This window comes from Pantoea sp. Acro-807 (assembly GCF_011752675.1).
GTDB classification, from domain to species: domain Bacteria; phylum Pseudomonadota; class Gammaproteobacteria; order Enterobacterales; family Enterobacteriaceae; genus Pantoea; species Pantoea eucrina.
On record NZ_VWXE01000002.1, the window covers coordinates 465,429 to 491,011 of the forward strand.

23 protein-coding genes and 1 rRNA gene are annotated in these 25,583 nt (G+C 56.8%); 17 read left to right on the top strand and 7 right to left on the bottom strand.

Translation table 11 applies throughout. The features are described 5' to 3' along the window. Nucleotides 1-140 precede the first annotated feature (140 nt). From F3J39_RS08665 to F3J39_RS08680, 4 genes are all read right to left on the bottom strand, one after another. Complete coding sequence (locus F3J39_RS08665; protein ID WP_094111732.1) at nucleotides 141-563, bottom strand: hypothetical protein; 423 nt, start codon at nucleotides 561-563, stop codon at nucleotides 141-143. Nucleotides 564-662: 99 nt separating this feature from the next. Further along, nucleotides 663-1,595 carry a homocysteine S-methyltransferase gene (gene mmuM, locus F3J39_RS08670; protein ID WP_166714084.1) on the bottom strand — a complete coding sequence of 311 codons (933 nt, stop codon included), beginning with the start codon at nucleotides 1,593-1,595 and terminating at the stop codon, nucleotides 663-665. Beyond that, the gene (gene mmuP / locus F3J39_RS08675) at nucleotides 1,585-2,997 is read right to left on the bottom strand and encodes an S-methylmethionine permease (RefSeq protein ID WP_039379760.1); all 1,413 of its coding nucleotides are present in this window, start codon (nucleotides 2,995-2,997) and stop codon (nucleotides 1,585-1,587) included. Before mmuP ends, mmuM begins: the two co-directional genes overlap by 11 nt. Before the next feature lie 132 nt (nucleotides 2,998-3,129). Then, entirely contained in the window at nucleotides 3,130-3,468 is a 339-nt protein-coding gene (locus tag F3J39_RS08680) for a DUF2002 family protein (protein ID WP_039379762.1), read from the bottom strand. Nucleotides 3,469-3,616: 148 nt separating this feature from the next. Between F3J39_RS08680 and F3J39_RS08685 the strand changes: the two genes are divergently transcribed. The 12 genes from F3J39_RS08685 (at nucleotide 3,617) to emrB (ending at nucleotide 16,754) form a co-directional block, all read left to right on the top strand. After that, nucleotides 3,617-3,931: a DUF883 family protein gene (locus tag F3J39_RS08685; RefSeq protein ID WP_039379764.1), complete on the top strand. Its 315-nt coding sequence runs from the start codon at nucleotides 3,617-3,619 to the stop codon at nucleotides 3,929-3,931. Nucleotides 3,932-4,193: 262 nt separating this feature from the next. Next, nucleotides 4,194-4,436 carry a glutaredoxin-like protein NrdH gene (nrdH, locus tag F3J39_RS08690; protein WP_094111733.1) on the top strand — a complete coding sequence of 81 codons (243 nt, stop codon included), beginning with the start codon at nucleotides 4,194-4,196 and terminating at the stop codon, nucleotides 4,434-4,436. Between the two features lie 4 nt (nucleotides 4,437-4,440). Beyond that, nucleotides 4,441-4,845, top strand: coding sequence for a class Ib ribonucleoside-diphosphate reductase assembly flavoprotein NrdI (gene nrdI / locus F3J39_RS08695; RefSeq protein WP_039379768.1), 405 nt, complete (start codon nucleotides 4,441-4,443; stop codon nucleotides 4,843-4,845). Further along, complete coding sequence (gene nrdE, locus F3J39_RS08700; RefSeq protein ID WP_104085320.1) at nucleotides 4,824-6,962, top strand: class 1b ribonucleoside-diphosphate reductase subunit alpha; 2,139 nt, start codon at nucleotides 4,824-4,826, stop codon at nucleotides 6,960-6,962. The genes nrdI and nrdE overlap by 22 nt, the downstream gene beginning before the upstream one ends. A 4-nt stretch (nucleotides 6,963-6,966) precedes the next feature. Next, nucleotides 6,967-7,929: a class 1b ribonucleoside-diphosphate reductase subunit beta gene (gene nrdF, locus F3J39_RS08705; protein WP_071668501.1), complete on the top strand. Its 963-nt coding sequence runs from the start codon at nucleotides 6,967-6,969 to the stop codon at nucleotides 7,927-7,929. Nucleotides 7,930-8,402: 473 nt separating this feature from the next. Next, the gene (gene proV / locus F3J39_RS08710) at nucleotides 8,403-9,599 is read left to right on the top strand and encodes a glycine betaine/L-proline ABC transporter ATP-binding protein ProV (protein WP_094111735.1); all 1,197 of its coding nucleotides are present in this window, start codon (nucleotides 8,403-8,405) and stop codon (nucleotides 9,597-9,599) included. Then, on the top strand, nucleotides 9,596-10,762 hold the full coding sequence (proW, locus tag F3J39_RS08715; protein WP_166714085.1) for a glycine betaine/L-proline ABC transporter permease ProW: 1,167 nt from the start codon (nucleotides 9,596-9,598) through the stop codon (nucleotides 10,760-10,762). The genes proV and proW overlap by 4 nt, the downstream gene beginning before the upstream one ends. A gap of 63 nt (nucleotides 10,763-10,825) precedes the next feature. Continuing rightward, nucleotides 10,826-11,821 (top strand): glycine betaine/L-proline ABC transporter substrate-binding protein ProX, encoded by a 996-nt coding sequence (proX, locus tag F3J39_RS08720; RefSeq protein ID WP_094111736.1) that lies wholly within the window; start codon nucleotides 10,826-10,828, stop codon nucleotides 11,819-11,821. A 176-nt stretch (nucleotides 11,822-11,997) separates the two neighbouring features. Further along, nucleotides 11,998-13,176 (top strand): MFS transporter, encoded by a 1,179-nt coding sequence (locus F3J39_RS08725; RefSeq protein ID WP_094111737.1) that lies wholly within the window; start codon nucleotides 11,998-12,000, stop codon nucleotides 13,174-13,176. A 174-nt stretch (nucleotides 13,177-13,350) separates the two neighbouring features. Beyond that, nucleotides 13,351-13,881 (top strand): transcriptional repressor MprA, encoded by a 531-nt coding sequence (mprA, locus tag F3J39_RS08730; protein WP_039379772.1) that lies wholly within the window; start codon nucleotides 13,351-13,353, stop codon nucleotides 13,879-13,881. A 148-nt stretch (nucleotides 13,882-14,029) separates the two neighbouring features. Further along, on the top strand, nucleotides 14,030-15,202 hold the full coding sequence (gene emrA / locus F3J39_RS08735) for a multidrug efflux MFS transporter periplasmic adaptor subunit EmrA (protein WP_039379773.1): 1,173 nt from the start codon (nucleotides 14,030-14,032) through the stop codon (nucleotides 15,200-15,202). Nucleotides 15,203-15,218: 16 nt separating this feature from the next. Next, nucleotides 15,219-16,754 carry a multidrug efflux MFS transporter permease subunit EmrB gene (emrB, locus tag F3J39_RS08740; protein WP_039379775.1) on the top strand — a complete coding sequence of 512 codons (1,536 nt, stop codon included), beginning with the start codon at nucleotides 15,219-15,221 and terminating at the stop codon, nucleotides 16,752-16,754. A gap of 39 nt (nucleotides 16,755-16,793) precedes the next feature. Here emrB and F3J39_RS08745 read toward each other — a convergent pair whose 3' ends face one another. Further along, nucleotides 16,794-17,987, bottom strand: a complete 1,194-nt coding sequence (locus F3J39_RS08745) for a tRNA/rRNA methyltransferase (protein WP_166714086.1) — start codon at nucleotides 17,985-17,987, stop codon at nucleotides 16,794-16,796. Between the two features lie 156 nt (nucleotides 17,988-18,143). Here F3J39_RS08745 and trxC point away from each other — a divergent pair, with 156 nt between their 5' ends. From trxC to F3J39_RS08770, 5 genes are all read left to right on the top strand, one after another. Continuing rightward, entirely contained in the window at nucleotides 18,144-18,563 is a 420-nt protein-coding gene (gene trxC, locus F3J39_RS08750) for a thioredoxin TrxC (RefSeq protein ID WP_039385620.1), read from the top strand. Between the two features lie 76 nt (nucleotides 18,564-18,639). Next, on the top strand, nucleotides 18,640-19,344 hold the full coding sequence (locus tag F3J39_RS08755; protein ID WP_104085322.1) for a tRNA-uridine aminocarboxypropyltransferase: 705 nt from the start codon (nucleotides 18,640-18,642) through the stop codon (nucleotides 19,342-19,344). 86 nt (nucleotides 19,345-19,430) lie between these two features. Beyond that, a complete protein-coding gene (locus F3J39_RS08760; RefSeq protein ID WP_039379780.1) occupies nucleotides 19,431-22,133 on the top strand; it encodes a bifunctional acetate--CoA ligase family protein/GNAT family N-acetyltransferase in 2,703 nt (900 codons plus the stop codon). Nucleotides 22,134-22,208: 75 nt separating this feature from the next. Next, a complete protein-coding gene (pssA, locus tag F3J39_RS08765; RefSeq protein WP_071668497.1) occupies nucleotides 22,209-23,564 on the top strand; it encodes a CDP-diacylglycerol--serine O-phosphatidyltransferase in 1,356 nt (451 codons plus the stop codon). Nucleotides 23,565-23,568: 4 nt separating this feature from the next. Continuing rightward, nucleotides 23,569-23,889, top strand: a complete 321-nt coding sequence (locus F3J39_RS08770; RefSeq protein ID WP_094112289.1) for a YfiM family lipoprotein — start codon at nucleotides 23,569-23,571, stop codon at nucleotides 23,887-23,889. Here F3J39_RS08770 and F3J39_RS08775 read toward each other — a convergent pair whose 3' ends face one another. Further along, on the bottom strand, nucleotides 23,890-25,194 hold the full coding sequence (locus tag F3J39_RS08775; protein ID WP_166714087.1) for an MFS family transporter: 1,305 nt from the start codon (nucleotides 25,192-25,194) through the stop codon (nucleotides 23,890-23,892). Between the two features lie 267 nt (nucleotides 25,195-25,461). Then, nucleotides 25,462-25,577, bottom strand: a 5S ribosomal RNA gene (gene rrf, locus F3J39_RS08780). Between the last annotated feature and the right edge of the window lie 6 nt (nucleotides 25,578-25,583).

The window sequence follows — 25,583 nt, forward strand, 5'->3', positions numbered from 1 at the left end:
GAACATTATGCCAGGGGTGCATTAATGCGCCCCCTACGGCACCTGAACCCTTCGTAGGGGCGCCATTAATGGCGCCCTGGCCGACGTTGCCGGGAATCTGCCAGGAGCGCATGAATGCGCCCCCCACGAACCCGCGGGGGCTAGCGGCCGCGCGCGCCTGTTACGTTCAGTACCGGCTGCGGATGATCCGGCTTCAGGGTATACATCCCGCCATAGAACGGATCGACTAACAGCCAGCCCGGGAAGCCGAGCAGCGGAATATTTCCCAGCACGTACCAGAGATTGGCACTCGCCTCAATGGGCAGCGTCAGCGGGACATAGCCCGGGCTTTCCAGCATGACCTGATAATGTTTTTTGCCGAAGTAACTGCCGTTTGATTTTGCCAGGTCTACGGTCTGGGGCGTGTAGCCCTGCGCCACCGCGCGCCCGGTCTCATCCTGTACCGTAAAGCGGGCGCCTTGCGGAATGGAGTCAATTTTTACCGGCTGCGTGTCTGTACCGACAATAGTGGCGCAGCCGCTTAGCAGCAGCGCGCAGGCGGGAAGAGTGTGTCGCAGGTTCATAGCAGATCCGCATCAGAGTCAGAGAGCACAGTGTAAACCGTGCTCTCTGGCTTTTCACTGACGACAATCGCGCTATCAGTGTGCTTTTTTTGTGCTTATTCAGCGTTGACAACAGGCAGCAATTGCCCGGATATCCTCAGGCGACGTCCGGCAGCAGCCGCCAATCAGCTGCGCACCCGCCTGCTGCCATTCGCTAAACTTCTCCTGCAGCGTGCAGCCAGAGGGTGCCGAGTGCCAGCTTTTACTCTCTGCATCATACTGCTCGCCCGAGTTAGGGTAGACCAGCAGCGGCTTCTGCGTCAGCGCCTGCAGCGTCCGCAGCGCCGGCGTGACGCTCTCCAGCGCGATACAGTTGATCCCCACCGCCACCACCTGCGGTGCCGCGTTAATCACCTTCATCACGCTCTCAAGCGGCGTGCCGTCGCTGATATGCTCTGCATCACGCAGCGTAAACGAAAACCACGCGCTGCTTTGCGGAAATTCAGCCAGCAGCGCGATCAGCGCCTGCGCTTCACCAAACGACGGCAGCGTTTCACACGCCAGCAGGTCGACACCCGCTTCCAGCAGCGCCGCCACGCGCGGCCGGTGGAAATCTTTCATCTCTTCCGGCGGCAGCGCGTAATCGCCGCGATATTCGGCCCCGTTTGCCAGATAGGCGCCCCACGGCCCCACTGAACCGGCGACCAGCAGCGGCGCCGTGGTGCCGGAAGCGGCGCGATAATCATCGCGTGCACGCTGCGCCAGCGTCACGCTCAGGCGAATCAGATCGCCCGCCTTGCCGCTCTCCAGACCGCGCGCGGCAAAACCGCGCGGCGTTGCCTGATAGCTGGCGGTGATCGCTACCTGCGCGCCGGCAGCAAAGTAGTCGCGGTGCACGGCATAAATCAGTTCCGGCTGCTCCATCAGCACCTTTGCTGACCAGAGGGAATCTGCCAGATCGCAGCCGCGCGCCTCCAGCTCGGTGGCCAGTGCGCCATCAAGGATCAGCGGACGGGTCTGGGTGAGTGCTTCAGCAATCGGGTTACGCGGCATGGTTGCTCTCCTGCGTCTTAAGGGGTTTACGTCGCCGGGTAACATAGTAAGCAGCATAACAGAGCAGTACAAACGGAATACCGCACCAGAGCGCAATGCGCTGCGACGGATCGAAGGCCAGGCCCACGCACGCCAGCAGGCAGAGCACAAACCCCAGCACCGGCACCACCGGATAGAATGGCGCGCGCCAGGCGAGCTGTCTGATATCTTTGCCGGCACGCACGTAGCGCCGGCGGAAAACGTAGTGCGAGGCGCAGATGCTGAGCCAGACGGCCACCACGGCAAAACCGGAGATCGCCGACAGCGCCACAAATACCGTATCCGGCGCGATCACGCTGGAGAAGAGCGCCAGCAGGCCCCCCAGCATGCTGATGGTGATCGCCAGCACCGGAATACCGCGCCGGTTCACGCGCGCAAAACAGCGCGGCAGCGTATTTTCATTCGCCAGCGACCAGAGCATGCGTCCGGAGGCATAGAGGCCGGAGTTAGCGGCGGAGAGGATCGCCGTGAGAATCACAAAATTGAAGATGTCAGCCGACCAGGGAATACCGATTTTTTCAAACACCAGAACAAACGGGCTTTTGACGATGCCCGCCTGGTCCATCGGGATAAGTGCCGCCAGCACAAACACCGTGCCGACAAAAAAGATAATCAGGCGCGCGACGGTAGTACGGATAGCCAGCGGCAGCGCTTTCTGCGGATCCTCGGTCTCCCCTGCTGCAATCCCAATCAGTTCAGTACCGGAAAACGCAAAGTTTACCGCCACCATGGTCATCAGAATCGGCAGCGTGCCGTGCGGTAGCCAGCCTGACGCCGTCAGGTTATGCAGGCCAGGCGCGGCAGAGCCATCTTTCAGCGGGATAAAGCCAAACATCGCGGCGCCGCCCAGCACAATAAAGGCGATGATGGTGACCACTTTAATGACTGAGAACCAGAACTCACCTTCGGCAAAAAAGCGCGTCGAGATGATATTCAGCAGATAGATAGCCAGGCAGAACACCAGGCACCAGAGCCAGACCGGCACCGTCGGGAACCAGTACTGCATACAGAAACCGGCCGCGGTCAGGCTCGACCCCAGCGCCACGGTCCAGGTGAGCCAGTAGAGCCAGGCGACGGTATAGCCCGTGGCCGGGCTCAGATAACGTGCGGCATAGACGTGAAACGCGCCGGTTTCCGGCATCGCTACCGCCAGCTCGCCCAGGCAGGCCATGACCAGCCAGACCACCAGCGCGCCAATCAGATAGGCCAGCAGCGTGCCCGCTGCACCGGTGGTTGAGATGATATAGCCGGTATTGAAAAACAGGCCGGTGCCGATGACGCCACCCAGCGACAGCATCACCAGGTGCCGCACTTTCATCGTGCGTTTGAAACTTTCCTGCGGAGGGGTATTCGCGCTTTGCATACTGATAATCCATATGGACGTCTAAACTTCTATATGGATACAGAGTTATACGCATCCGCGCTGCGTTTTGCAACGTGGCAGAAACCGGGGATGGTGCAGGCCAGGAGAGCCCCGCGTTAACGGGGCAAAAAATCAGGCGCCAAACACGCCCTGCAGATAGCGCTCCAGCGCAACACGGGAACTGAAACCGTGGGGAATACCGTAATGCTCCTGTGAATCACCCATCAGGTAGAGAGGGAATTGCGTGTAGTGATCGCAGGTTTTCATCTCTGAGGCGGGCTCAGCAAAGTGCTGGCTTTTCTCTTTCAGCGTAGGATGGATCACCAGCGCCGTGCGTCCCAGACGCGCCTCACGGTTAACATAGACGTAGTTTTCACCACGACGGTAACCATAGGTTTTTGGCGTCAGAACATCCATTTCGAATCCTGCTTTTTCCAGTACGCGCGCAACCTCATCCGGACGTAAATACATGCTTGCTCCTCTCTTCTCACAGCCCCGCAACCTTACAACAGACCTGGGGTACAGACATTCGGATTTTCCCTAAAGCCTGGCATAGCGCTGCGTTTAATCACGTATCGTCTACACTTAGTATTACGTTTTAAATCAAAGGGAGCGAAAAATGTTTAATCGAACCACTAAAAACGATGACATTGATATCAATCAGGATGTAAACGATCTGGCTGATTCGCTGGAAGCGTTGCTTAAGTCTTATGGCAGCGACGCCAAAGATGAAGTCGACAGCGCGCGCGACAAGGCGCAAAAATTGCTGAAGCAGACCCGCGCGAAAATGAACGGCAATAGTTCAGTTTCCCAGGCGGCGCGCGATGCAGGCTATCAGGTTGACGCCTACGTACGCGATAAGCCGTGGCATGGCGTAGGACTGGGTGCCGCCGTAGGCCTGGTTCTGGGTGCACTGCTGGTGTCCCGCCGCTAACCGGCACATGATTCTGAAAAAGCCCTGCTGATGCAGGGCTTTTTTTTGCCTTTCAGCGACCAGAAAAATTTTTTCCATTGCAAAAAGCGCAGCCTGCCTAGGTTGTTGTACCGTCAGAGCAATACCCCTTCAGTTATCGGGTTGACCGCCACAAATACCACATCTAGTATCTAATTATACAAAAGACGCTACATATTGATTTATGGCCGGTTGCGCCTGGCAACAGCAGCTATCTTCCTGTCACTAAAAGGAAATGCGAATCATGAGCATTATTATTTACACTAAGAGTAACTGTGTCCAGTGTGATACCACTAAAAATGCCCTGGACCGCTGCGGCATGACGTATCAGCTCATCAACCTTGATACCGCGCCGGAAGCGCTCGAAGAAATTAAAGCGCTGGGATACCGCCAGGTGCCGGTTGTCATGACGCCGGATGACAGCTGGAGCGGTTTCCGTCCGGATAAAATTGCTGCGCTGCGGCACTCCGCTGCGGTAAGTGAATAGCGCCATGTATCCGCTGGTCTATTTTTCCAGCCGGTCAGAAAACACCCACAGGTTTATTACCCGCCTGGCGCTGCCGGCGCACCGCATTCCTGCAGAGGCTAACCAGCGGCTGCAGGTTGACCACCCCTATATTCTGGTGGTGCCGAGCTATGGCGGCGGCGGTGTGCAGGGGGCCGTCCCGCGCCAGGTGATTCAGTTTCTTAACGACAGCGCAAATCGTCGCGGCATCCGCGGCGTCATTGCCGCCGGCAACCGCAATTTCGGCAGCGGTTTCTGCCTGGCAGGCGACATCATTGCGCGTAAATGTCAGGTGCCCTGCCTTTATCGCTTTGAAATGATGGGCACGCCGGAAGACATTGCGCAGGTTAAAGCAGGAGTAACCCAATTTTGGCAACAGCAGACACCCTGAACAGCACGCAGCTCGATTACCACGCGCTGAACGCGATGCTGAATCTGTATGACACAGCGGGTCATATTCAGTTTGAAAAAGATCGCGAAGCGGCGCGGCAGTTTTTCCTGCAGCACGTTCAGCCCAATACGCTGACCTTCAGCTCCGCTGCTGAGCGGCTGCGCTATCTGGTTGAGGAAGGCTACTACGAAGCCAGCGTCCTGAATCAGTATGACTTTCGCTTTCTCTGCGCCCTGCATGATGAAGCGGATGCGCAGGATCACCGCTTTCACACCTTCCTCGGTGCCTGGAAGTTTTACACCAGCTATACGCTGAAAACCTTTGATGGCAAACGTTACCTGGAGACCTTCACCCAGCGCGCCTGCATGGTGGCGCTGACGCTGGCGCGTGGCGATGAGCAGCAGGCGCGAGCGCTGCTGACAGAGATCCTGAGCGGCCGTTTCCAGCCCGCCACACCTACGTTTCTGAACTGCGGCAAGCAGCAGCGCGGTGAGCTGGTCTCCTGCTTCCTGCTGCGTATTGAAGATAATATGGAGTCGATTGGCCGCGCGGTGAACTCTGCCCTGCAGCTCTCTAAACGCGGCGGCGGCGTGGCGTTTCTGCTTTCTAACCTGCGCGAAGCGGGAGCGCCGATCAAGCGTATCGAAAACCAGTCATCCGGCGTGATCCCGGTCATGAAGATGCTGGAGGATGCGTTCTCTTACGCTAATCAGCTGGGCGCGCGTCAGGGGGCCGGTGCGGTCTGGCTGAACGCCCATCATCCCGATATTCTGCGCTTCCTCGATACCAAACGTGAAAACGCGGATGAAAAAATCCGCATTAAAACGCTCTCGCTGGGCGTAACGATCCCGGATATCACTTTTCAGCTGGCAAAAGAGAACCGGGATATGGCGCTGTTTTCGCCGTATGACGTTGAGCGCATCTATGGCAAAGCGTTCGGCGATATCAGCATCAGCGAGCACTATGACGCGATGCTGGCGGACGAACGCATCCGCAAAACCTATATCAACCCGCGCGACTTTTTCCAGACGCTGGCAGAGATCCAGTTTGAGTCGGGCTACCCCTATATCATGTATGAGGATAGCGTTAACCGCAGTAATCCGATTGCCGGGCGCATTAATATGAGCAACCTCTGTTCAGAGATTTTGCAGGTCAACAGCGCCAGCGAACTGAATGAGGATCTCAGCTACCGGCGCACGGGCAAAGATATCTCCTGTAATCTCGGCTCGCTGAATATCGCACACGCGATGGATTCCCGTGACCTCCCCCGCACCGTGGCGGTGGCCGTGCGGGCGCTCACCGCCGTGTCAGAGATGAGTGAGATCGCTTCGGTGCCGTCCGTCGCCGAAGGCAATCGCCGTTCACACGCTATTGGCCTCGGGCAGATGAATCTGCACGGCTATCTGGCGCGGGAAGGTATCGCCTACGGTTCAGAAGAGGCGCTTGATTTCACCAACCTCTACTTTTACTGCGTCACGTTTCACGCACTGCGTACCTCAAACCAGCTGGCCCGGGAGCGTCAGCGCAGCTTTGACGGGTTTGAGCAGTCTCACTACGCCAGCGGAGAGTACTTCGATAAATATATTACGTGCAGCTGGCAGCCGCGCACCGCGCGCATTGCGCAGCTATTTGACGATGCCGGTCTTGTCCTGCCGACGCAGGCTGACTGGCAGGCGCTGCGGTCGGCGGTGATGCAGCACGGGCTGTTTAACCAGAACCTGCAGGCGATCCCGCCAACCGGTTCTATCTCCTACATCAACCACGCCACCTCAAGTATTCATCCGATTGTGTCACGCATTGAGATCCGTAAAGAGGGTAAAACCGGACGCGTCTATTATCCGGCGCCGTTTATGACCAATGAAAACCAGGCATTTTATCAGGATGCCTACCAGATTGGCCCTGAGGCGATTATCGATACCTATGCGGAAGCAACCCGGCATGTCGATCAGGGATTGTCGCTGACGCTGTTTTTCCGCGACGACGTTACCACGCGCGATATCAACAAAGCGCAGATTTACGCCTGGAAAAAGGGCATTAAAACGCTCTATTACATTCGCCTGCGTCAGATGGCGCTACAAGGCACGGAGGTTGAGGGCTGCGTCTCCTGCGCCCTGTAAAGTTATGATGAAACTTAATGCTATTCAGGCGATTAACTGGAATCGCCTGCAGGATGATAAAGATCTTGAGGTCTGGAACCGTCTCACCAGTAATTTCTGGCTGCCGGAAAAAGTGCCGCTTTCCAACGATCTGCCTGCGTGGCAGGCGCTGGCACCGGCGCAGCAGCAGCTGACTATCCGCGTATTTACCGGCCTGACGCTGCTCGATACGATTCAGAATGTCGTGGGCGCACCGGGCCTGATGCCGGACGCCGCCACGCCGCACGAAGAAGCGGTGCTGTCAAATATCAGCTTTATGGAGGCGGTACACGCCCGCTCCTACAGCTCGGTTTTCTCCACGCTATGCAACACGGCAGACGTTGACGCTGCCTACCGCTGGAGCGAAGAGAACGCCGCGCTGCAGAAAAAGGCGCAGATCATTCTGGCGCACTATCAGGCGGACGATCCGCTGAAGAAAAAGATCGCCAGCGTTTTCCTGGAGTCGTTTCTGTTTTATTCCGGCTTCTGGTTGCCGATGTACTGGTCCAGCCGGGGCAAGCTGACTAACACCGCCGATCTGATCCGCCTGATCATCCGCGATGAGGCGGTTCATGGTTACTATATTGGCTATAAATATCAGCAGGCGCTGCAGCACGCCGATGCCGCGCGGCGTGAAGCGCTGCAGCAGTTCGCTATCGATCTGCTGCTGGAGCTGTATGAAAACGAACTGGCTTATACCGATGCGCTGTATGGGGAATCGGGCTGGGCGGAAGAGGTAAAAGCCTTTCTGCACTACAACGCTAATAAAGCGCTGATGAATCTGGGCTATGAAGCGCTGTTTCCGGCGGAGATAGCAGCAGTCAACCCGGCAATACTGGCGGCATTGTCGCCGAACGCAGATGAAAACCACGACTTCTTCTCCGGCTCCGGCTCCTCCTATGTCATGGGCAAAGCCGTGGAAACGGAAGATGAGGACTGGGATTTCTAATCGGCTCTGGCGCCAGGTGGGTAGTCCTCTCTGGCGCTCCTGATGCAACGCAGTGGCGGCTCTGCGGATCGCCACTCCGCGTAATGGCCTCACGCGCCCTGCGGAACGTCCTTATGACAAACGCAATCTCCTGTTTCATCCTGCCTTACTTATCTATCAACGCACCGGAATATTTCCGACACTCAGCGTCCGCTATTTAATTAATATCAGTGCCGTTAAAGCGCGATTTATCCGCATTTCACGCAGCGATTTGACTAAAACCTGCCAAATTTCACAAAAAATTCAGAAAAAATTGATCCGCGCTCATCCCTCGTGGGCTCTGGAATTAGCGGCAATAGTCAGGATGCATTTGCCGGAAATATTCTGTGCAAGGGTTGTCAGACACTCTCACTATGTTAGGTTATAGGGCGCTTAAATTTAATCAGGGTACAACAAGAAATAGTCAGACATTTAACCAGGAATGTAATTATTGCATGGCAATTAAACTCGAAGTTAAAAATTTATATAAAGTATTTGGCGATCATCCGGAAAAGGCATTTAAGCTCATTGCGCAAGGCGCAAGCAAAGAGACAATTCTGGCGAAAACCGGTCTCTCAGTAGGCGTACAAAATGCCAGTCTGGCCATTGAAGAAGGCGAGATCTTCGTCATCATGGGGCTGTCAGGATCTGGAAAGTCCACCATGGTTCGCCTTCTCAATCGTCTGATAGAGCCCACGCAGGGCCAGGTGATTATCGATGGTGTCGATATTGCTAAAATATCAGATAGCGAACTGCGTGAAGTACGCAGAAATAAGATCAGTATGGTGTTTCAATCCTTCGCGCTTATGCCACATATGACGGTACTGAATAATACCGCCTTTGGAATGGAATTAGCTGGCACGCCGCTTCATGAACGTCAGGAAAAAGCGCTTGAGGCATTGCGTCAGGTAGGGCTGGAAAATTATGCCAATGCTTATCCGGATGAACTTTCCGGCGGTATGCGTCAGCGCGTGGGATTAGCGCGCGCGCTGGCAATTAATCCCGATATTTTACTGATGGATGAAGCGTTCTCCGCTCTGGATCCCTTAATTCGTACCGAAATGCAGGATGAGCTGGTAAAGCTGCAGGCAAAACATCAGCGCACCATTGTCTTTATTTCTCACGATCTTGACGAAGCCATGCGTATTGGCGATCGCATTGCCATTATGCAGGGCGGCGAAGTAGTTCAGGTTGGTACGCCTGATGAGATCCTCAATAATCCCGCGAATGATTATGTCCGCACCTTTTTCCGCGGTGTGGATATTAGTCATGTCTTTAGCGCTAAAGATATTGCGCGCCGCAGTGCCGGAGCGCTGATCCGTAAAGCGCCCGGCTTCGGTCCGCGCTCCGCCATTAAGCTGCTGCAGGATGAAGACCGCGAGTTTGGCTATGTGCTGGAAAAACAGAAGTTTGTTGGCGTGGTCTCCAGTGATTCGCTGAAAGCGGCACTGGCCGCCGGTGCCGGGCTGGATAGTGCGCTGCTGGAAGCCCCGCAGGCGGTGCCTGCTGATACCTCACTGAATGATTTGCTTTCCCATGTGGCCCAGGCGCCATGCGCCGTACCGGTAGTCGGTGAAGATAATCAGTACGTCGGTATCATCTCTAAAAGCATGTTATTGCGTGCGTTAGACCGTGAAGGAGCCCAGCCATGAGTAAACACACCGCCAACCCATGGGATAGCGCCAGCCAGAGCGCAGCGCAAACAACCACGCCTGATGCCAGCGCCGCCGATCCCTGGTCAGGCGCCGCTTCAGCCACGCCTGCAGAGAGCAGCACCGGTGGCGCAGATGCGTGGGGGGATCCCGCAGCCACCAGCGGCGGTCATGACGCTGCCACTGGCACGGCCAACGGCAGCGACTGGCTCAACAGTGCACCTGCACCAGCGCCGGAACATTTCACTATCATGGACCCGTTCCATAAAACCTGGATTCCGCTCGACAGCTGGGTGACCGAGGGCATCGACTGGGTCGTGAACCACTTCCGCCCGCTGTTTCAGGGTATCCGCGTTCCGGTGGATTACATCCTGAGCGCCTTCCAGCAGCTGCTGCTGGGCATGCCGGCACCGGTGGCGATTGTGCTGTTCGCGCTGATTGCCTGGCAGATTGCGACGCCGGCGATGGGCATTGCTACGCTGGTTTCACTAATTGTAATTGGCGCGATTGGCGCATGGTCGCAGGCCATGGTAACGCTGGCGCTGGTGCTCACCGCCCTGCTGTTCTGTATTGTCATTGGGCTGCCGCTGGGTATCTGGCTGGCGCGCAGCGAGCGTGCCGCGCGTATCGTCCGTCCGCTGCTGGATGCGATGCAGACCACGCCCGCCTTTGTTTATCTGGTGCCGATTGTGATGCTGTTTGGTATCGGCAACGTACCAGGCGTGGTGGTAACCATCATCTTTGCACTGCCGCCGATTGTGCGCCTCACAATTCTCGGTATTAAACAGGTGCCTGCTGACCTGATTGAAGCCAGCGAATCCTTCGGCGCCAGCCCGCGTCAGATGTTGTTTAAGGTCCAGCTGCCGCTGGCGATGCCAACTATCATGGCCGGGGTTAACCAAACGCTGATGCTGGCGCTATCAATGGTGGTTATCGCCTCCATGATCGCGGTCGGCGGACTGGGCCAGATGGTGCTGCGCGGCATTGGCCGCCTCGATATGGGGCTGGCCACCGTTGGCGGCGTCGGCATTGTGATCCTCGCCATTATCCTCGATCGCCTCACGCAGTCGGTTGGCCGCGATAGCCGCAGCCGGGGTAGTCGTCACTGGTACAGCACCGGTCCGGTTGGCCTGCTACTGCGTCCGTTCAGTAAAAAAGCCTGATTTTTTTGGGCGGTCCATCGTGGCCGCCCGTCTCCGACGTCACACGTAAAATAAGGAATGACTATGCGCAAGACAGCTCTGTTCGCTGCCGTCCTGACGACGTTCGCCGCGACGCACGTGTCCGCCGCCGACCTGCCGGGTAAAGGCATTACCGTTAAACCGCTGCAAAGCACCATTGCTGAAGAAACCTTCCAGACGCTGATTGTCAGCCGCGCGCTGGAGAAACTCGGCTATAGCGTGGAGAAACCGGGCGAAGTCGATTACAACGTGGCTTACACCACAATCGCTGCCGGTGACGCTACCTTTGTGGCCACTAACTGGCAGCCGCTGCACGACGATATGTATAAAGCCGCTGGGGGTGACAGCAAGTTTTACCGCGAAGGCACCTACGTTGGCGGTGCTGCCCAGGGCTATTTAATTGACAAAAAAACCGCTGAAAAATATCACATCACCAATATTGAACAGCTGAAAGATCCAAAAATTGCCAAACTGTTCGACAGTAACGGGGATGGTAAAGCGGACATGACCGGCTGTACGCCGGGCTGGGGCTGCGAAGCGGTGATTAATCACCAGAACAGCGCGTTTGGCCTGGCCGATACCGTTACCGCCAATATGGGTAACTATTCGGCAATGGTGGCCGATACGCTGGCGCGCTTCAAACAGGGTAAACCGATTCTCTACTACACCTGGACACCTTACTGGTTGAGCGATGTGCTGAAACCGGGCCGTGACGTAGTCTGGCTGCAGGTGCCGTTCTCCTCCCTGCCTGGCGAACAGAGCAAAGTGGATACCAAACTGGCAAATGGTGCGAATTACGGCTTTCCGGTGAACACCATGCATATCGTGGCGAACAGAGCCTGGGCAGAGAAAAACCCGGCCGCCGCGAAGCTGTTTGCGGAGATGAAGCTGCCGATTAAGGATATCAACGCGGAGAATGCCGCCATGCATGCGGGTCAGGCATCTGAAGCGGATATCAACCATCATGTGGATGGCTGGATTAAAGGTCATCAGGCGGAGTTTGATAAGTGGATCAATGACGCTCTGGCCGCCGCGAAATAAACGCCATCGTTTTATGTAGTCAGCGGGCGGCCTTCGGGTCGCCCGCACTGTTTCCGTCGCCGATAAGCGCAGCGTGCGCTATAACGCACTGGTACGTCCTGTTAATTATCACAACTATGAAATAATTTTTTCGGTTACTATTATCCCCATATGATTATTTCACTGTGTATCCGCTCATGAGCTCATCTCCGGCACGCCTCAGTGCCCCATTAGTGGCGCTGATGTCAGTCGCGACAGGGCTGGCGGTGGCCAGTAACTATTACGTGCAGCCACTGCTCGATACGATTGCGCATCAGTTTGGTCTCTCTGTCAGCGTAGCGGGCTTTATCGTGACCACCGCGCAGCTTGGCTACGCCTGTGGATTGTTGCTGCTGGTGCCGCTGGGCGATATGCTGGAACGGCGTGCTCTGATTGTTTCAATGAGCCTGCTGGCGGCGGGCGGCATGATGCTGACCGCCCTCTCCTCTTCGCTGACGCTGATGCTGCTGGGTACGGTGGTAACCGGTCTCTTCTCAGTGGTGGCACAGCTTCTGGTGCCGCTGGCGGCCACGCTGGCTGCTCCGGAAAAGCGTGGCAAAGTGGTAGGCACGGTCATGAGTGGCCTGCTGCTGGGCATTTTACTGGCGCGTACCGTTGCCGGCGCGCTGGCTCAGGTTGCCGGGTGGCGCAGCGTTTACTGGTGCGCCAGCGTGCTGATGATCCTGATGGCGCTGGCGCTATGGCGCTATCTGCCGCGCTACCAGCAGCGCGTGCCGCTTAACTATCTGCAGCTGCTGCGCTCAATTTTCTCACTGTTCAGCGCCGATCGGGTGTTACGTACCCGGGCGCTGACCGGCTGCCTGAGTTTTGCAAACTTCAGCATGCTCTGGACTTCAATGGCCTTTTTACTCGCTGCACCGCCGTGGAATTTCAGCGAGGGCGAGATCGGCCTGCTGGGTCTGGCAGGGGCAGCAGGCGCGCTGGCGGCGCGTCAGGCGGGCGGACTGGCAGACCGGGGCAAAGCAAAACTCACCACCAGCGCCGGACTGGTGATCATGCTGATCTCCTGGGGCGTTACCGCACTCGGCAGCAGCAGCCTGCTGGCGCTGATTGCCGGCATTGTGCTGCTGGATCTGGCGGTTCAGGGCGTACATATCACCAACCAAAGCGTTATCTATCGCACTATGCCTGAAGCGCGTAATCGCCTGACATCCGGCTATATGACCAGCTATTTTACCGGTGGGGCGCTCGGCTCGGTGATCTCGGCCAACGCCTTTCATCTGTTTGGCTGGTATGGCGTCTGTGCGGCGGGTGCCCTGGCGACGCTACTTAATCTGATAATCTGGTGGCGTAACGCCAGCGCAGAGCCTGCCTGAGCAAGAAAAACAGCGTAAATCGGTAAGCGGCGCTGTCCATTAACAGGTGAGTTTGATATCGTTAGCAGTGTACTTATTCACTGTAGTTATTTTTACTCTCGAAATTATTCCACAGCGAAGCGGTTAGCGCGCTGAATGTGATAATTCTACGTTGCAATCAAGAGGTTTTTTTAGATGGAAAGTTCGTTTACTCCCATTGAGCAGATGCTGAACGTCCGGGCAAATCGTCATAAAGATTTTCCGCTGCAGGAAATTATCCTGACCCGCCTGTGTATGCATATGCAGGGCAAGCTGCTGGATAATCGCAACAAGATGCTCAAGGCACAGGGAATTAACGAAACCTTATTTATGGCGCTGATCACGCTGGATGCGCAGGAAAACCAGAGCATTCAGCCATCAGAACTGAGTGCGGCACTGGGCTCTTCACGCACCAACGCCACGCGCATTGCGGATGAACTGGAAAAGCGCGGCTGGATCGAACGCCGTGAAAGCGACAACGATCGCCGCTGCCTGCATCTGCATCTGACGGAAAAAGGCAACGAGTTTCTGCGTCAGCTGCTGCCGCCCCAGCACCAGAGCCTGCAGTATCTCTGGTCGTCACTGAGCGCCACCGAGCAGGAGCAGCTGGAAGCCATCACGCGCAAGCTGCTTAACCGTCTGGACAAAATGGACGAAGATCAGGTTATCGCCTCACTCTCTCGCTAATAGCAAGAAGTGCGACACAACCCCCTGCCGAAATCGCTATTTTAATTTTCCTTTATCTGGCCAGCGCCTTTTGCGCTGGCTTTTTCGATTCGGGTTACCGTGTTGATGGATCAGCACACCCCGACTTATGGCAAACGTGGAGAACGACATGAGTGCGACAGCGGAAGCTCAAAGCCCGCAACAGCCTGCAAACAAGAAGAAGAAGCGTAAAATTGCGCTGATCCTGCTGGCTGTCGTGTTTATTGTGGCCGGTATTGGCTATCTGACTTACTGGTATCTGGTACTGCGTCATTTTCAGGAGACTGATGATGCCTATGTAGCAGGCAATCAGGTGCAGGTGATGGCGCAGGTTTCCGGCAGCGTTAACAAAGTATGGTTTGATGATACCGATCGCGTCAAAAAAGGCGACGTGCTGGTCTCACTGGACAAAACCGATGCGCAGCAGGCTTTTGAAAAAGCGCAAACTGCGCTGGCCACCAGCGTCCGCCAGACGCACCAGCTGATGATTAACGGCAGGCAGTATCAGGCCACGATCAAGCTGCAGCAGACGGCACTGGAGCAGGCAGAAGCCGACCTGAAGCGCCGCGAACCGCTGGGTGCCTCCAATCTGATTGGCCGCGAAGAGCTGCAGCACGCGCGCGACGCCGTTGCGACCGCCAAAGCGCAGCTTGACGTGGCTGTGCAGCAATATAATGCCAACCAGGCGATGATCCTGAATACCGGTCTGGAAAATCAGCCTGCGGTACAGCAGAGCGCCGCTGCCCTGCGCGATGCCTGGCTTAATCTGCAGCGTACCGATATACGCAGCCCGATTGATGGCTATGTTTCACGCCGCAGCGTGCAGGTAGGCTCGCAAATCTCCACCACCACCCCGCTGCTGGCCGTAGTGCCCGCCACCAACCTGTGGGTAGATGCCAACTTCAAAGAGACGCAGCTTGCCGGCGTCCGCATCGGCCAGTCTGCAACTGTAGTCAGCGATATCTATGGTGATGATGTGGTCTATCACGGCAAGGTCGCGGGACTCGATATGGGAACCGGCAGCGCCTTCTCGCTGCTGCCCGCGCAAAACGCTACCGGCAACTGGATCAAAGTCGTACAGCGCCTGCCGGTGCGTATTGAACTGAACCCGGATGAAGTGGCGGCGCATCCGCTGCGCATCGGACTCTCGACTCTGGTGAAGGTTGATACGCAGAACAAAGAGGGTGCAGTGCTGGCAGGCGCCGTTCGTCCGCAGGCCGCCTATGAGAGCAACGCGCTGGCGATTGATCTTGCGCCGGTCAACCAGATGATTACCGCTATCGTTCGTGCCAACGCGGGCTGATCCGCCGGAGACTGTTATGGCACAAAAACCGCTTGAGGGCGCGCCACTTGTTCTGATGACTATCGCCCTGTCGCTGGCGACATTTATGCAGGTGCTCGACTCAACTATCGCCAACGTGGCGATCCCGACCATTGCCGGTAATCTGGGCGCGTCGAATTCACAGGGCACCTGGGTTATCACCTCGTTCGGGGTGGCTAACGCCATCTCGATTCCGATTACCGGCTGGCTGGCGAAGCGCATCGGTGAAGTGAAGCTCTTTACCTGGGCGACCATTCTGTTTGCGCTCGCCTCCTGGGCGTGTGGCATGTCAGAAAGCCTGGAGATGCTGATCTTTTTCCGTATTCTGCAGGGGATTGTGGCCGGTCCGCTGATCCCGCTGTCGCAAAGCCTGCTGCTGAGTAACTACCCTCCGGCTAAACGCAGTATTGCCCTGTCGCTGTGGGCGATGACGGTGATCGTTGCGCCAATCTGCGGCCCGATCCTGGGCGGCTGGATCAGCGATAACTATCACTGGGGCTGGATCTTCTTTATCAACGTGCCGATTGGCATCGTAGTGGTGATGCTGACGCTGCAGACGCTGCGCGGTCGTGAAACCAAAACCGAGATCCGCCCGATCGATATTGTCGGTCTGGTGCTGCTGGTGGTGGGCATCGGCGCGCTGCAGGTGATGCTGGATCGCGGTAAGGAGCTCGACTGGTTCAGCTCGACAGAGATTATCGTGCTGGCGGTGGTCGCCGTGGTGGCGCTGGCGGTGCTGCTGGTGTGGGAGCTGACGGACGATCATCCGATCGTTGACCTGTCGCTGTTTAAAATGCGCAACTTCACCATTGGCTGTCTGTCGATAAGCCTGGCCTACATGCTCTACTTCGGCTCCATTGTGCTGTTGCCGCAGCTGCTGCAGGAGGTCTACGGCTATACCGCTACCTGGGCCGGACTGGCATCTGCCCCGGTCGGGATTATTCCGGTGATCCTCTCACCCATTATTGGCCGGTTCGCCCACAAGCTCGATATGCGCCGGCTGGTGACCTTTAGCTTTATTATGTACGCCGTCTGTTTTTACTGGCGCGCTTACACCTTTGAACCCGGCATGGACTTCGGCGCATCCGCCTGGCCGCAGTTTATTCAGGGCTTTGCCGTGGCCTGTTTCTTTATGCCGCTGACCACCATTACGCTGTCGGGACTGCCGCCGGAGCGCCTCGCCGCAGCCTCCAGCCTCTCTAACTTTGTGCGTACGCTGGCAGGATCGATCGGAACCTCTATTACCACGACCCTGTGGACCAACCGCGAGTCGATGCATCACAGCTATCTGAGCGAATCCGTCAATCCTTATAACCAGAATTCGCAGGAGATGTATGCGCAGCTGGAAGGCATGGGCATGAGCCACCAGCAGGCGTCTGCGTGGATTGCGCGGGAGATCACTAATCAGGGCCTGATTATTTCAGCCAATGAGATTTTCTGGGCGTCTGCGGGGGTGTTTGTGATTCTGCTGGTGCTGGTATGGTTTGCCCGTCCGCCATTTGGTGCAGGCGGCGGAGGGGGTGGCGCACACTAGCCGCCACCATGCAAAACGGGCCGCTATGGCCCGTTTTTTTTATGCGTTCTGACGCCACCATTCGGCCAGCAGAATACCGGTTGCTACCGAGACGTTCAGGCTCTCGACGTTGCCGGTTCCGCCAATCGACAGGTTGAGTTCGCCCTGCCGGAAGGTGCTGTCTGAAAGCCCTTCCCGCTCCTGACCCAGCACCAGTACCATTTTCGCCGGCAGTTCGGCGCGCGCCAGCGGCGTGCCCTCATGGCTCGACGTGGTCACGATGGTGTAGCCCGCCTTGCGGAACGCATCAAGGCTTGCAGCGAAATCTTCGCCGTTGATCGCCTGTACGTGCTCAGCGCCGCCTTCAGCAGTACGCACGGCGGCGCCCGACTCCAGCTGCGACGCGTCGTTCACCAGCAGCCCCTTCACGCCAAAATGCGCGCAGCTGCGCATAATGCCGCCCAGGTTATGCGGGTTGCTGACATCTTCCAGCGCGAGCACGCAATCTTTACGCTCGGCCTTTTTCAGCCACTCTGATACCGCCATGCCGCTGCGCTTTTTGATAATAAAGCAGACGCCGCCGTGATGTTCGGTACCGGACGCTTTCGCCAGCTCAGCCTCCTCAACCACGTGATACGCTTTGCGGTTTGCGGCCAGCCAGCGCAGTGTTTCGCGGAAGCGCGGCGTAACGCTCTGGACAAACCAGGCGCGCACGATGCTCTCCGGACGGCTCAGGAAGAGCGCCTGACAGGCGTTTTCGCCATAGACGCGCGTCTCTTCCTGACGCTGACGGCGGATCTGCTCGGAATCGATTACCGGCTTCGCGTCAGCGGCGTCATCCGCCGGGCTGTCGGCAGCGGCAACCGGCGGGCGGGATACGGTGCGCCACGGCGAATCACTGAAGCCGCGATCGTCGCGGTCGTTACGCTCAGGGCGGCTGCTGCGCTCGCTACGGTCATTACGATCCGTGCGGCGGCCGCGTCCGGCATCATCGCTGCTGCGCGGCGCGCGTGAGCGGCCAGCGTCGTCACGGCTGCGTGAGCGACCGGAATCGTCACCGCTGCGTGGCGCGCGCGCGCGATCGCTTTCGTCATTGTTGCGATTGCTGCGGGGAGCAGAGCGACGATTATCTTCCTGGCGCGCAGCAGGACGGCCGCCTTTGCCGGTACGCGGATTTGGCTTACTGCCGCCCTCCTCTTCACGTACATACATCACTTTTACCTTGCCGCTTTTGCCTTTAAATTCGTCGTTCATCTGTTCCTCCAGCATTGAGAGCGCGAAGATTACCTGATGTGCCAGCGCTTAGCTATCAACTATTGAACCTATTGGGTAATCCAGATTGAGCATAGCATCCAGCCTTTTCATAATACGACTCTATCATCAGATTTACAGGACCGGTTTGAGATGACAATGAATACTGTATGCGCCGGCTGTCAGGCAGTTAACCGCGTTCCCGAAGCGCGTCTGGCCGACGGTGCAAAGTGCGGTCGCTGCGGCGAAGCGCTTTTCAACGGCGAGGTAGTTAATGCCACGGCCGCTACGCTGGATAAATATCTGCAGGATGACCTGCCGGTCGTGATCGACTTCTGGGCGCCGTGGTGCGGCCCCTGCGTGAACTTTGCGCCCGTATTTAAAGAAGTTGCGGCCGAACGCAGCGGCAAAGTGCGTTTTATTAAAGTCAATACGGAAGCTGAGCAGGCGCTCAGCACGCGTTTTCGCATCCGCACGATCCCGACCATCATGATTTTTAAACGGGGCGAAATGGTCGATATGCTGAATGGCGCGATGCCGAAAACGCCGTTTAATGAGTGGCTCGACGAAACCCTGTAGTCACTGAAGGCCAGCAGATTGCTGGCCTTGCTTTCCCCCTTCTATTACACTGACGTTTTTCCTGCCCTGCCTGTCTATGTCTGAAAATGCTGTTCTGCGCTTACGGGCGCAACGTCTGGCCCGCGCTACGCGGCCCTTTCTCGCGCGCGGTAATCGCGTTGTGCGCTGTCAGCGCTGTCTGTTGCCGCACAGGCACTGCCTGTGTGCCACGCTGCAGCCGCAGCAGTCGCGCAGCCGCTTCTGCCTGGTGATGTTCGATACTGAACCGATGAAGCCCAGCAATACCGGACGCCTGATTGCCGATGTGCTGCCGGATACCCTCGCCTTCGGCTGGTCGCGAACGGAGCCTGACCCGGCGCTGCTGGCAGCAGTGCAGAGCAGCGACTATCAGCCGGTGGTGGTGTTCCCCGCCTCTTATGCCGATCCCGGACGTGAGGTGCTGACTGCGCCGCCGGTCAGCGGTAAACCGCCACTGTTTATTATGCTGGATGGCACCTGGTCTGAGGCGCGCAAAATGTTTCGTAAAAGCCCGTGGCTGGACCATTTTCCGGTGATGTCACTGAGCGTGAGCACCCCATCGCGCTACACCCTGCGGGAGGCGCACGGCAAAGGGCAGCACTGCACGGCAGAGGTCGCTGCGGCCCTGCTTGCTCAGGCGGGCGACAGCGCGGCCGCCAGCGCCCTGCAGCAGCACTTTGAACAGTTCCGTCACGCCTACCTTGCGGGCAAACCACACCATCCGGTTCATACACAGCAGGCGATAAACAGCAGCGAAAACTGAAGCTGGCTCGCAGCCTGACAGCAGCAAATCGGTTTTCGCTGTAAAAGCGTTTACAATCATGCCAATCCCGACAGCAGGAGTGGATGATGAGTCAACGTGGACTGGAAGCGCTGTTAAGACCTAAATCGATTGCGGTAATTGGCGCCTCGGTAACGCCGGGGCGTGCCGGCTATTTCCTGATGCGCAACCTGCTGGCGGGCGGCTTTAGCGGCCCGGTGCTGCCGGTTACGCCAAAATATAAGGCGGTACAGGGCGTGCTGGCATGGCCTGATATCGCCAGTCTGCCTTTTGCTCCCGATCTGGCCATTATCTGCACCCATGCAAAGCGCAATCCAGAGCTGCTGCAGCAGCTGGGCGAAAAAGGCTGCAGAGCCTGCATTATTCTCTCCTCACCCGCCAGCCAGCTTGAGACGCTGAAAACCTGCGCCAGCCAGTGGCAGATTCGCCTGCTCGGCCCTAACAGTCTTGGGCTGCTGGCCCCGTGGCAGGGGCTGAACGCCAGCTTCTCGCCGGTGCCCATCGCTAAAGGGCGTATTGCTTTTGTTTCACAGTCTGCCGCGGTCTCAAATACCATCCTCGACTGGGCGCAGCAGCGGAATCTCGGCTTCTCCTGGTTTATCGCGCTGGGCGACAGCCTCGATATCGATGTCGATGACGTGCTCGATTTTCTGGCACGCGACCCGAAAACCAGCGCTATCCTGCTCTACCTGGAACACCTGAGCGATGCCCGGCGTTTTGTCTCCGCCTCGCGCAGCGCCTCACGCAATAAGCCTATTCTGGTCATCAAAAGCGGACGCAGCCGGGAGGCGCAGGCGATGATTGGCACCCTGAGCGGCCTGGATGCCGCCTGGGATGCCGCAATACAACGCGCCGGCCTGCTGCGCGTGCAGGATACGCATGAACTTTTCTCTGCGGTTGAATCACTCAGCCACATGCGTCCGCTGCGCGGCGAGCGCCTGATGATCGTCAGCAACGGCGCTGCGCCGGCTGCTCTGGCGCTGGATGCGCTCTATGCGCGCAGCGGTAAGCTGGCTTCGCTGGATGAGGCGATGCGACAGAGAGTAGCCTCACTACTGCCGGAGGGCGCTGGCCGGGGAAACCCGCTGGATTTAAAAGATGACGCCACACCTGCCCGCTACGTTGCCTGCATTGAACTGCTGCTCGACAGTCATGATTTTGACGCCCTGATGATTATTCACTCCCCCAGCGCGGTTGCGCCAGCGACCGAGACGGCGGAGCAGATTATTGCTGCACTCGCGCGTCATCCGCGCGGCAGGCAGATCACGCTGCTGACTAACTGGTGCGGTGAATCCTCATCCCAGGCGGCGCGGCGCGCCTTTACCCAGGCCGGCATTCCGACCTGGCGCACCCCGGAAGGCACCGTGACCGCGTTTATGCATCAGGTCGAGTATCGCCGTAACCAGAAGCAGCTGCGGGAAACGCCGGCGCTGCCACCGGGGCTGCAGCAAAACAGCGCTAAAGCGCATCAGCTGCTGCAGCAGGCACTTGACCGCGGTGTGACCACGCTGGATACCCATGAGGTGCAGCCTGTTATGCAGGCTTATGGTCTGACAACGCTGCCCGGCTGGATCGCAAGCGACAGTCAGGAAGCGGTCACTATTGCTGAGCAGACGGGCTATCCGGTCGCCCTCAAACTGCGCTCGCCCGATATCGCCCATAAATCTGAGGTACAGGGTGTGATGCTCTATCTGCGCAGCGCTGCCGAGGTGAAACAAGCCGCACAGGCTATTTTTGAGCGCGTGCGCAGCACGCATCCGCAGGCGCGCGTCGATGGCCTGCTGGTACAGAGTATGGCCAGCCGGGCTGGCGCTCAGGAGCTGCGCGTAGTGGTAGACCAGGATCCGCTGTTTGGCCCGATTATCCTGCTCGGCGAAGGGGGGGCTGAATGGCAGCCTGATAAGCAGGCCGCCGTAGCGCTGCCGCCGCTGAATATGACGCTGGCGCGCTATCTGGTGATTCAGGCGATAAAAAGCGGCAAGATCCGCAGCCGCAGCGCGCTGCATCCGCTCGATATCGCCGGGCTGAGCCAGTTGCTGGTACAGGTATCAAACCTGGTGGTGGATTGTCCGGAGATCCAGCGGCTTGATATTCATCCGCTGCTGGCATCGGCAGAAACCTTTACCCTTATTGACGTCACGTTGCAGCTGGCCCCTTTTAGCGGCGACAGCGAGGCGCGGCTGGTTATCCGCCCTTACCCACAGCATCTGGAGGAGCAGGTTGAGTTGAAAGATGGCCAGCACTGCCTGTTTCGCCCAATCCTGCCTGAGGATGAGCCGCAGCTGCGCGCTTTTATTGCGCAGGTGACTAAAGAGGATCTCTACTACCGCTATTTCAGTGAAATCAGCGAATTCACCCACGATGATTTAGCCAATATGACGCAGATAGATTACGACCGCGAAATGGCGATTGTGGCGGTACGCCAGCGGGAAGGCGCTGAAGAGGAGATTATCGGCGTTACCCGCGCGATATCTGACGCTGATAATGTCGATGCGGAGTTTTCAGTGCTGGTTCGTTCCGATCTCAAAGGGCTGGGTATGGGGCGACGGCTGCTGGAGAAGATGATTCGCTATACCCGCGATCACGGTCTGCAACAATTGAACGGTATAACCATGCCGCACAATAGCGGCATGATTACGCTGGCGCGCAAACTTAACTTTCGCGTGAATATTCAGCTTGATGATGGCATTGTCACGCTTAATTTACCGTTGATTGACGTCGTAACGCCGCCTGTAGAGAACGGTAAAAATCCTCCTCAACAGGTGAGTTGATGTTATTATTTGACGTTAGGATCATGATTTGATGGCAAAAGGCCATACAAATGAACAGAGAAGAAGTGCACTGTGATGTTGTCTAAATTTAAACGCAATAAACACCAACAACACCTCGCACAGCTGCCTAAACTGTCACAATCTGTGTCGGATGTGACCACGCTTTTTTCGCCCGCTGAGTTTCGCGAAACGCTGCTGGCAAAAATTGCAGCGGCAGAAAAACGCATCTGTATTGCTGCGCTCTATCTGGAAAATGATGATGGCGGCCGCAGTATTATGGAGGCGCTGTATGCGGCGCGTCAGGCTCGTCCGGAATTGGATATCGCCATTCTGGTAGACTGGCATCGTGCGCAGCGTGGACGTATCGGTGCGGCGCGTGGCCTGACCAATGCTGACTGGTACTGCGAGATGGCTACCCGGCATCCGGATATTGCTATTCCGGTTTATGGTATTCCGGTTAATACGCGGGAAGCGCTGGGCGTCCTGCATCTCAAAGGTTTTATCATCGACGATACGCTGCTTTACAGCGGAGCCAGCCTGAATGATGTCTATCTGCATCAGCATGAACGGTACCGCTACGATCGCTATCAGCTGATTCGTAATCCACAGTTAACGAATGCGATGTATGAGTGGATCGATGAAAACCTGAAACAGTCTGATGCGGTCAACCGCCTCGATCAGGCTGAGCGTCCTTCCAGCCCGGAAATCAAAAACGAGACGCGTCAGTTTCGCAGCGAGCTGCGCAGTTTTCATTATCATTTTACCGGCGATGCCGGTAACGATACGCTGGCGGTGACGCCGCTGGTGGGTCTGGGCAAGCGCAGCTTACTTAATAAAACTATTTTCCATCTGATGCCCTGCGCCGAGCAGAAGCTGACGCTCTGCACACCTTACTTTAATCTGCCTGCCATTCTGGTGCGTAACCTGATCCATCTGCTGCGTCAGGGCAAGGATGTCGAGATTATTGTCGGTGATAAAACGGCGAACGATTTCTATATTCCGCCGTCTGAGCCCTTCAAAGTGATCGGCGCCCTGCCCTACCTTTATGAGATCAACCTGCGTCGCTTCCTCAGCCGCCTGCAGTACTATGTTGATAACGGTCAGCTGACGGTACGCCTGTGGAAAGATGGTGAAAACAGCTATCACCTGAAAGGCATATGGGTTGATGATGAGTGGATGATGATCACCGGCAACAATCTCAACCCGCGCGCGTGGCGTCTGGATCTGGAAAATGCGGTATTGATTCACGACCCACTTAATCAGCTGGCGGAACAGCGCGAGAAAGAGCTGACGCTAATCCGCGAGCATACTACGGTGGTCACTCACTTTCGCGAGCTGGAAAGTATCTCTGACTACCCTGCCAAAGTGCGCAAGCTTATCCGTCGACTGCGGCGCATCCGCATCGATCGGTTGATCAGCCGGCTGCTGTAAAGTCATGCGGGCGTGCATCCTCTGTATAGTGTTGCTGTGTAGCGGATGTGCGCATCAGGCGCAGGATCGCTGGACCGGTAAAGATAAAGCGCAGCACTATGTTGCCTCAGCGCTGCTTGCCGCCGCCGGCAGCGAAATTTCCCGTCACCAGCAGCAGGATAACGCCCAAAATATGGGTTTTGGCCTGATGTTTTCACTCAGTTTTGGCGCGGCAAAAGAGCTCTATGACAGCCGTGCGGCAGGAAGCGGCTGGAGCTGGAAAGATCTGGCATGGGATGCCGCCGGCGCTGCCAGCGGCATCATGCTCTGGAATATCCGTCACTGACTACAGCGCAATTCCTTTACCCTTGCGATGCAGCATAAGCGAAACCAGGAAAGAGAGTGCGCCCATGGCTGAGACGTACCAGAAGAAGCTGGTTTCAATGCCCTCTCTTTTCATCAGCAGTGCAACATATTCTGCCGATCCACCAAAAATCGCGTTAGCCACCGCATAAGAGAGTCCCACACCCAGCGCACGCACCTCTGGCGGAAACATCTCAGCTTTAAGAATACCGCTGATAGCGGTATAGAAGCTGGTGATAACCAGCGCCAGCATAACCAGCAGGAATGCGACCCAGTGATTGTCGGTATGTTGCAGCAGCAGCAGGACAGGCACGGTGCACGTTGCAGCACCTGCACCAAATATCATCATGGAAGCCCGCCGTCCGATTTTGTCGGATAGCGCCCCGATAATGGGCTGGATCACCATAAAGACCAGTAAAGCACCGGTCATCAGACCGCTGGCACTGCGCGCATCCATTCCGGCACTATTGACCAGGTACTTCTGCATATAGGTGGTGAAGGTGTAGAAACTCAGCGATCCGCCGGCGGTAAAGCCAAGCACCATAAAGAAGGCGCGTGAGTGATTGCGTAACAGCCCGATCACGCTGCCCGCATCGCGATGCGTACGATGCGATTTCTCAGAGGTTTCATTGAGAGAGCGTCGCAGCCAGAGTGCGACGATGGCCAGTCCGGCACCGATGAAAAACGGAATACGCCAGCCCCAGCTGCGCAGCGCTTCATCATCCAGCAACTGTTGCAGTACGACTACGGTTAATACTGCCATTAGCTGACCGCCAATCAGCGTCACATACTGAAAAGAAGCATAAAAGCCTTTTCGCCCTTCCAGCGCGACTTCACTCATATAGGTTGCACTGGTGCCATACTCGCCACCCACTGACAGTCCCTGAAACATACGTGCCAGCAGGAGAATGATCGGCGCTGCTATGCCAATTTCGCCATAGCCCGGCAGGCACGCTATTACCAGAGAGCCCAGGCACATCATGCAGACCGAGATCAGCATGGAGGTTTTACGTCCATGTTTATCGGCAATGTAGCCAAACAGCCAGCCGCCAATCGGTCGCATCAGGAAACCTGCAGCGAATACCCCTGCTGTTTGCAGTAGCTGCGTGGTGGTATCGCCTGCCGGAAAAAAGACATGAGCAAAATAGAGGGAGAAAAAAGAGTAAACGTAAAAGTCAAACCACTCAACCAGGTTACCGGATGACGCACCGACAATTGCCCTGATCCTTTGCCGCGTTTCGGCTGCTGATACGGGCGGTCGGCTGTTTTGATGTTCCAGATGGGTCATACTTTACCTCATTTCCTTGCGAAGAAAGAACGCGAAGCGGGTAGTAAAACATTAGTTTGCCCGGTAAGGGAATTGTCGCTGCTCCGGAATGAGACGCGATAATAAAGAATGAGGACAGGTGCCGCTGCTGGATATCAACCAGCCTGACCGCATCGCTGACTTTATCGCCAGCTGGCTGAAAAAAGCTTAAATTTTACTCATTTCTGCGTTTTCTGCAGACGTAAAAAAGCCCTGAACGTCTGTTCAGGGCTCTTTTACTTGATGGATGCCTGGCAGTTCCCTACTCTCGCATGGGGAGGCCCCACACTACCATCGGCGCTACGGCGTTTCACTTCTGAGTTCGGCATGGGGTCAGGTGGGACCGCCGCGCTGTGGCCGCCAGGCAAATT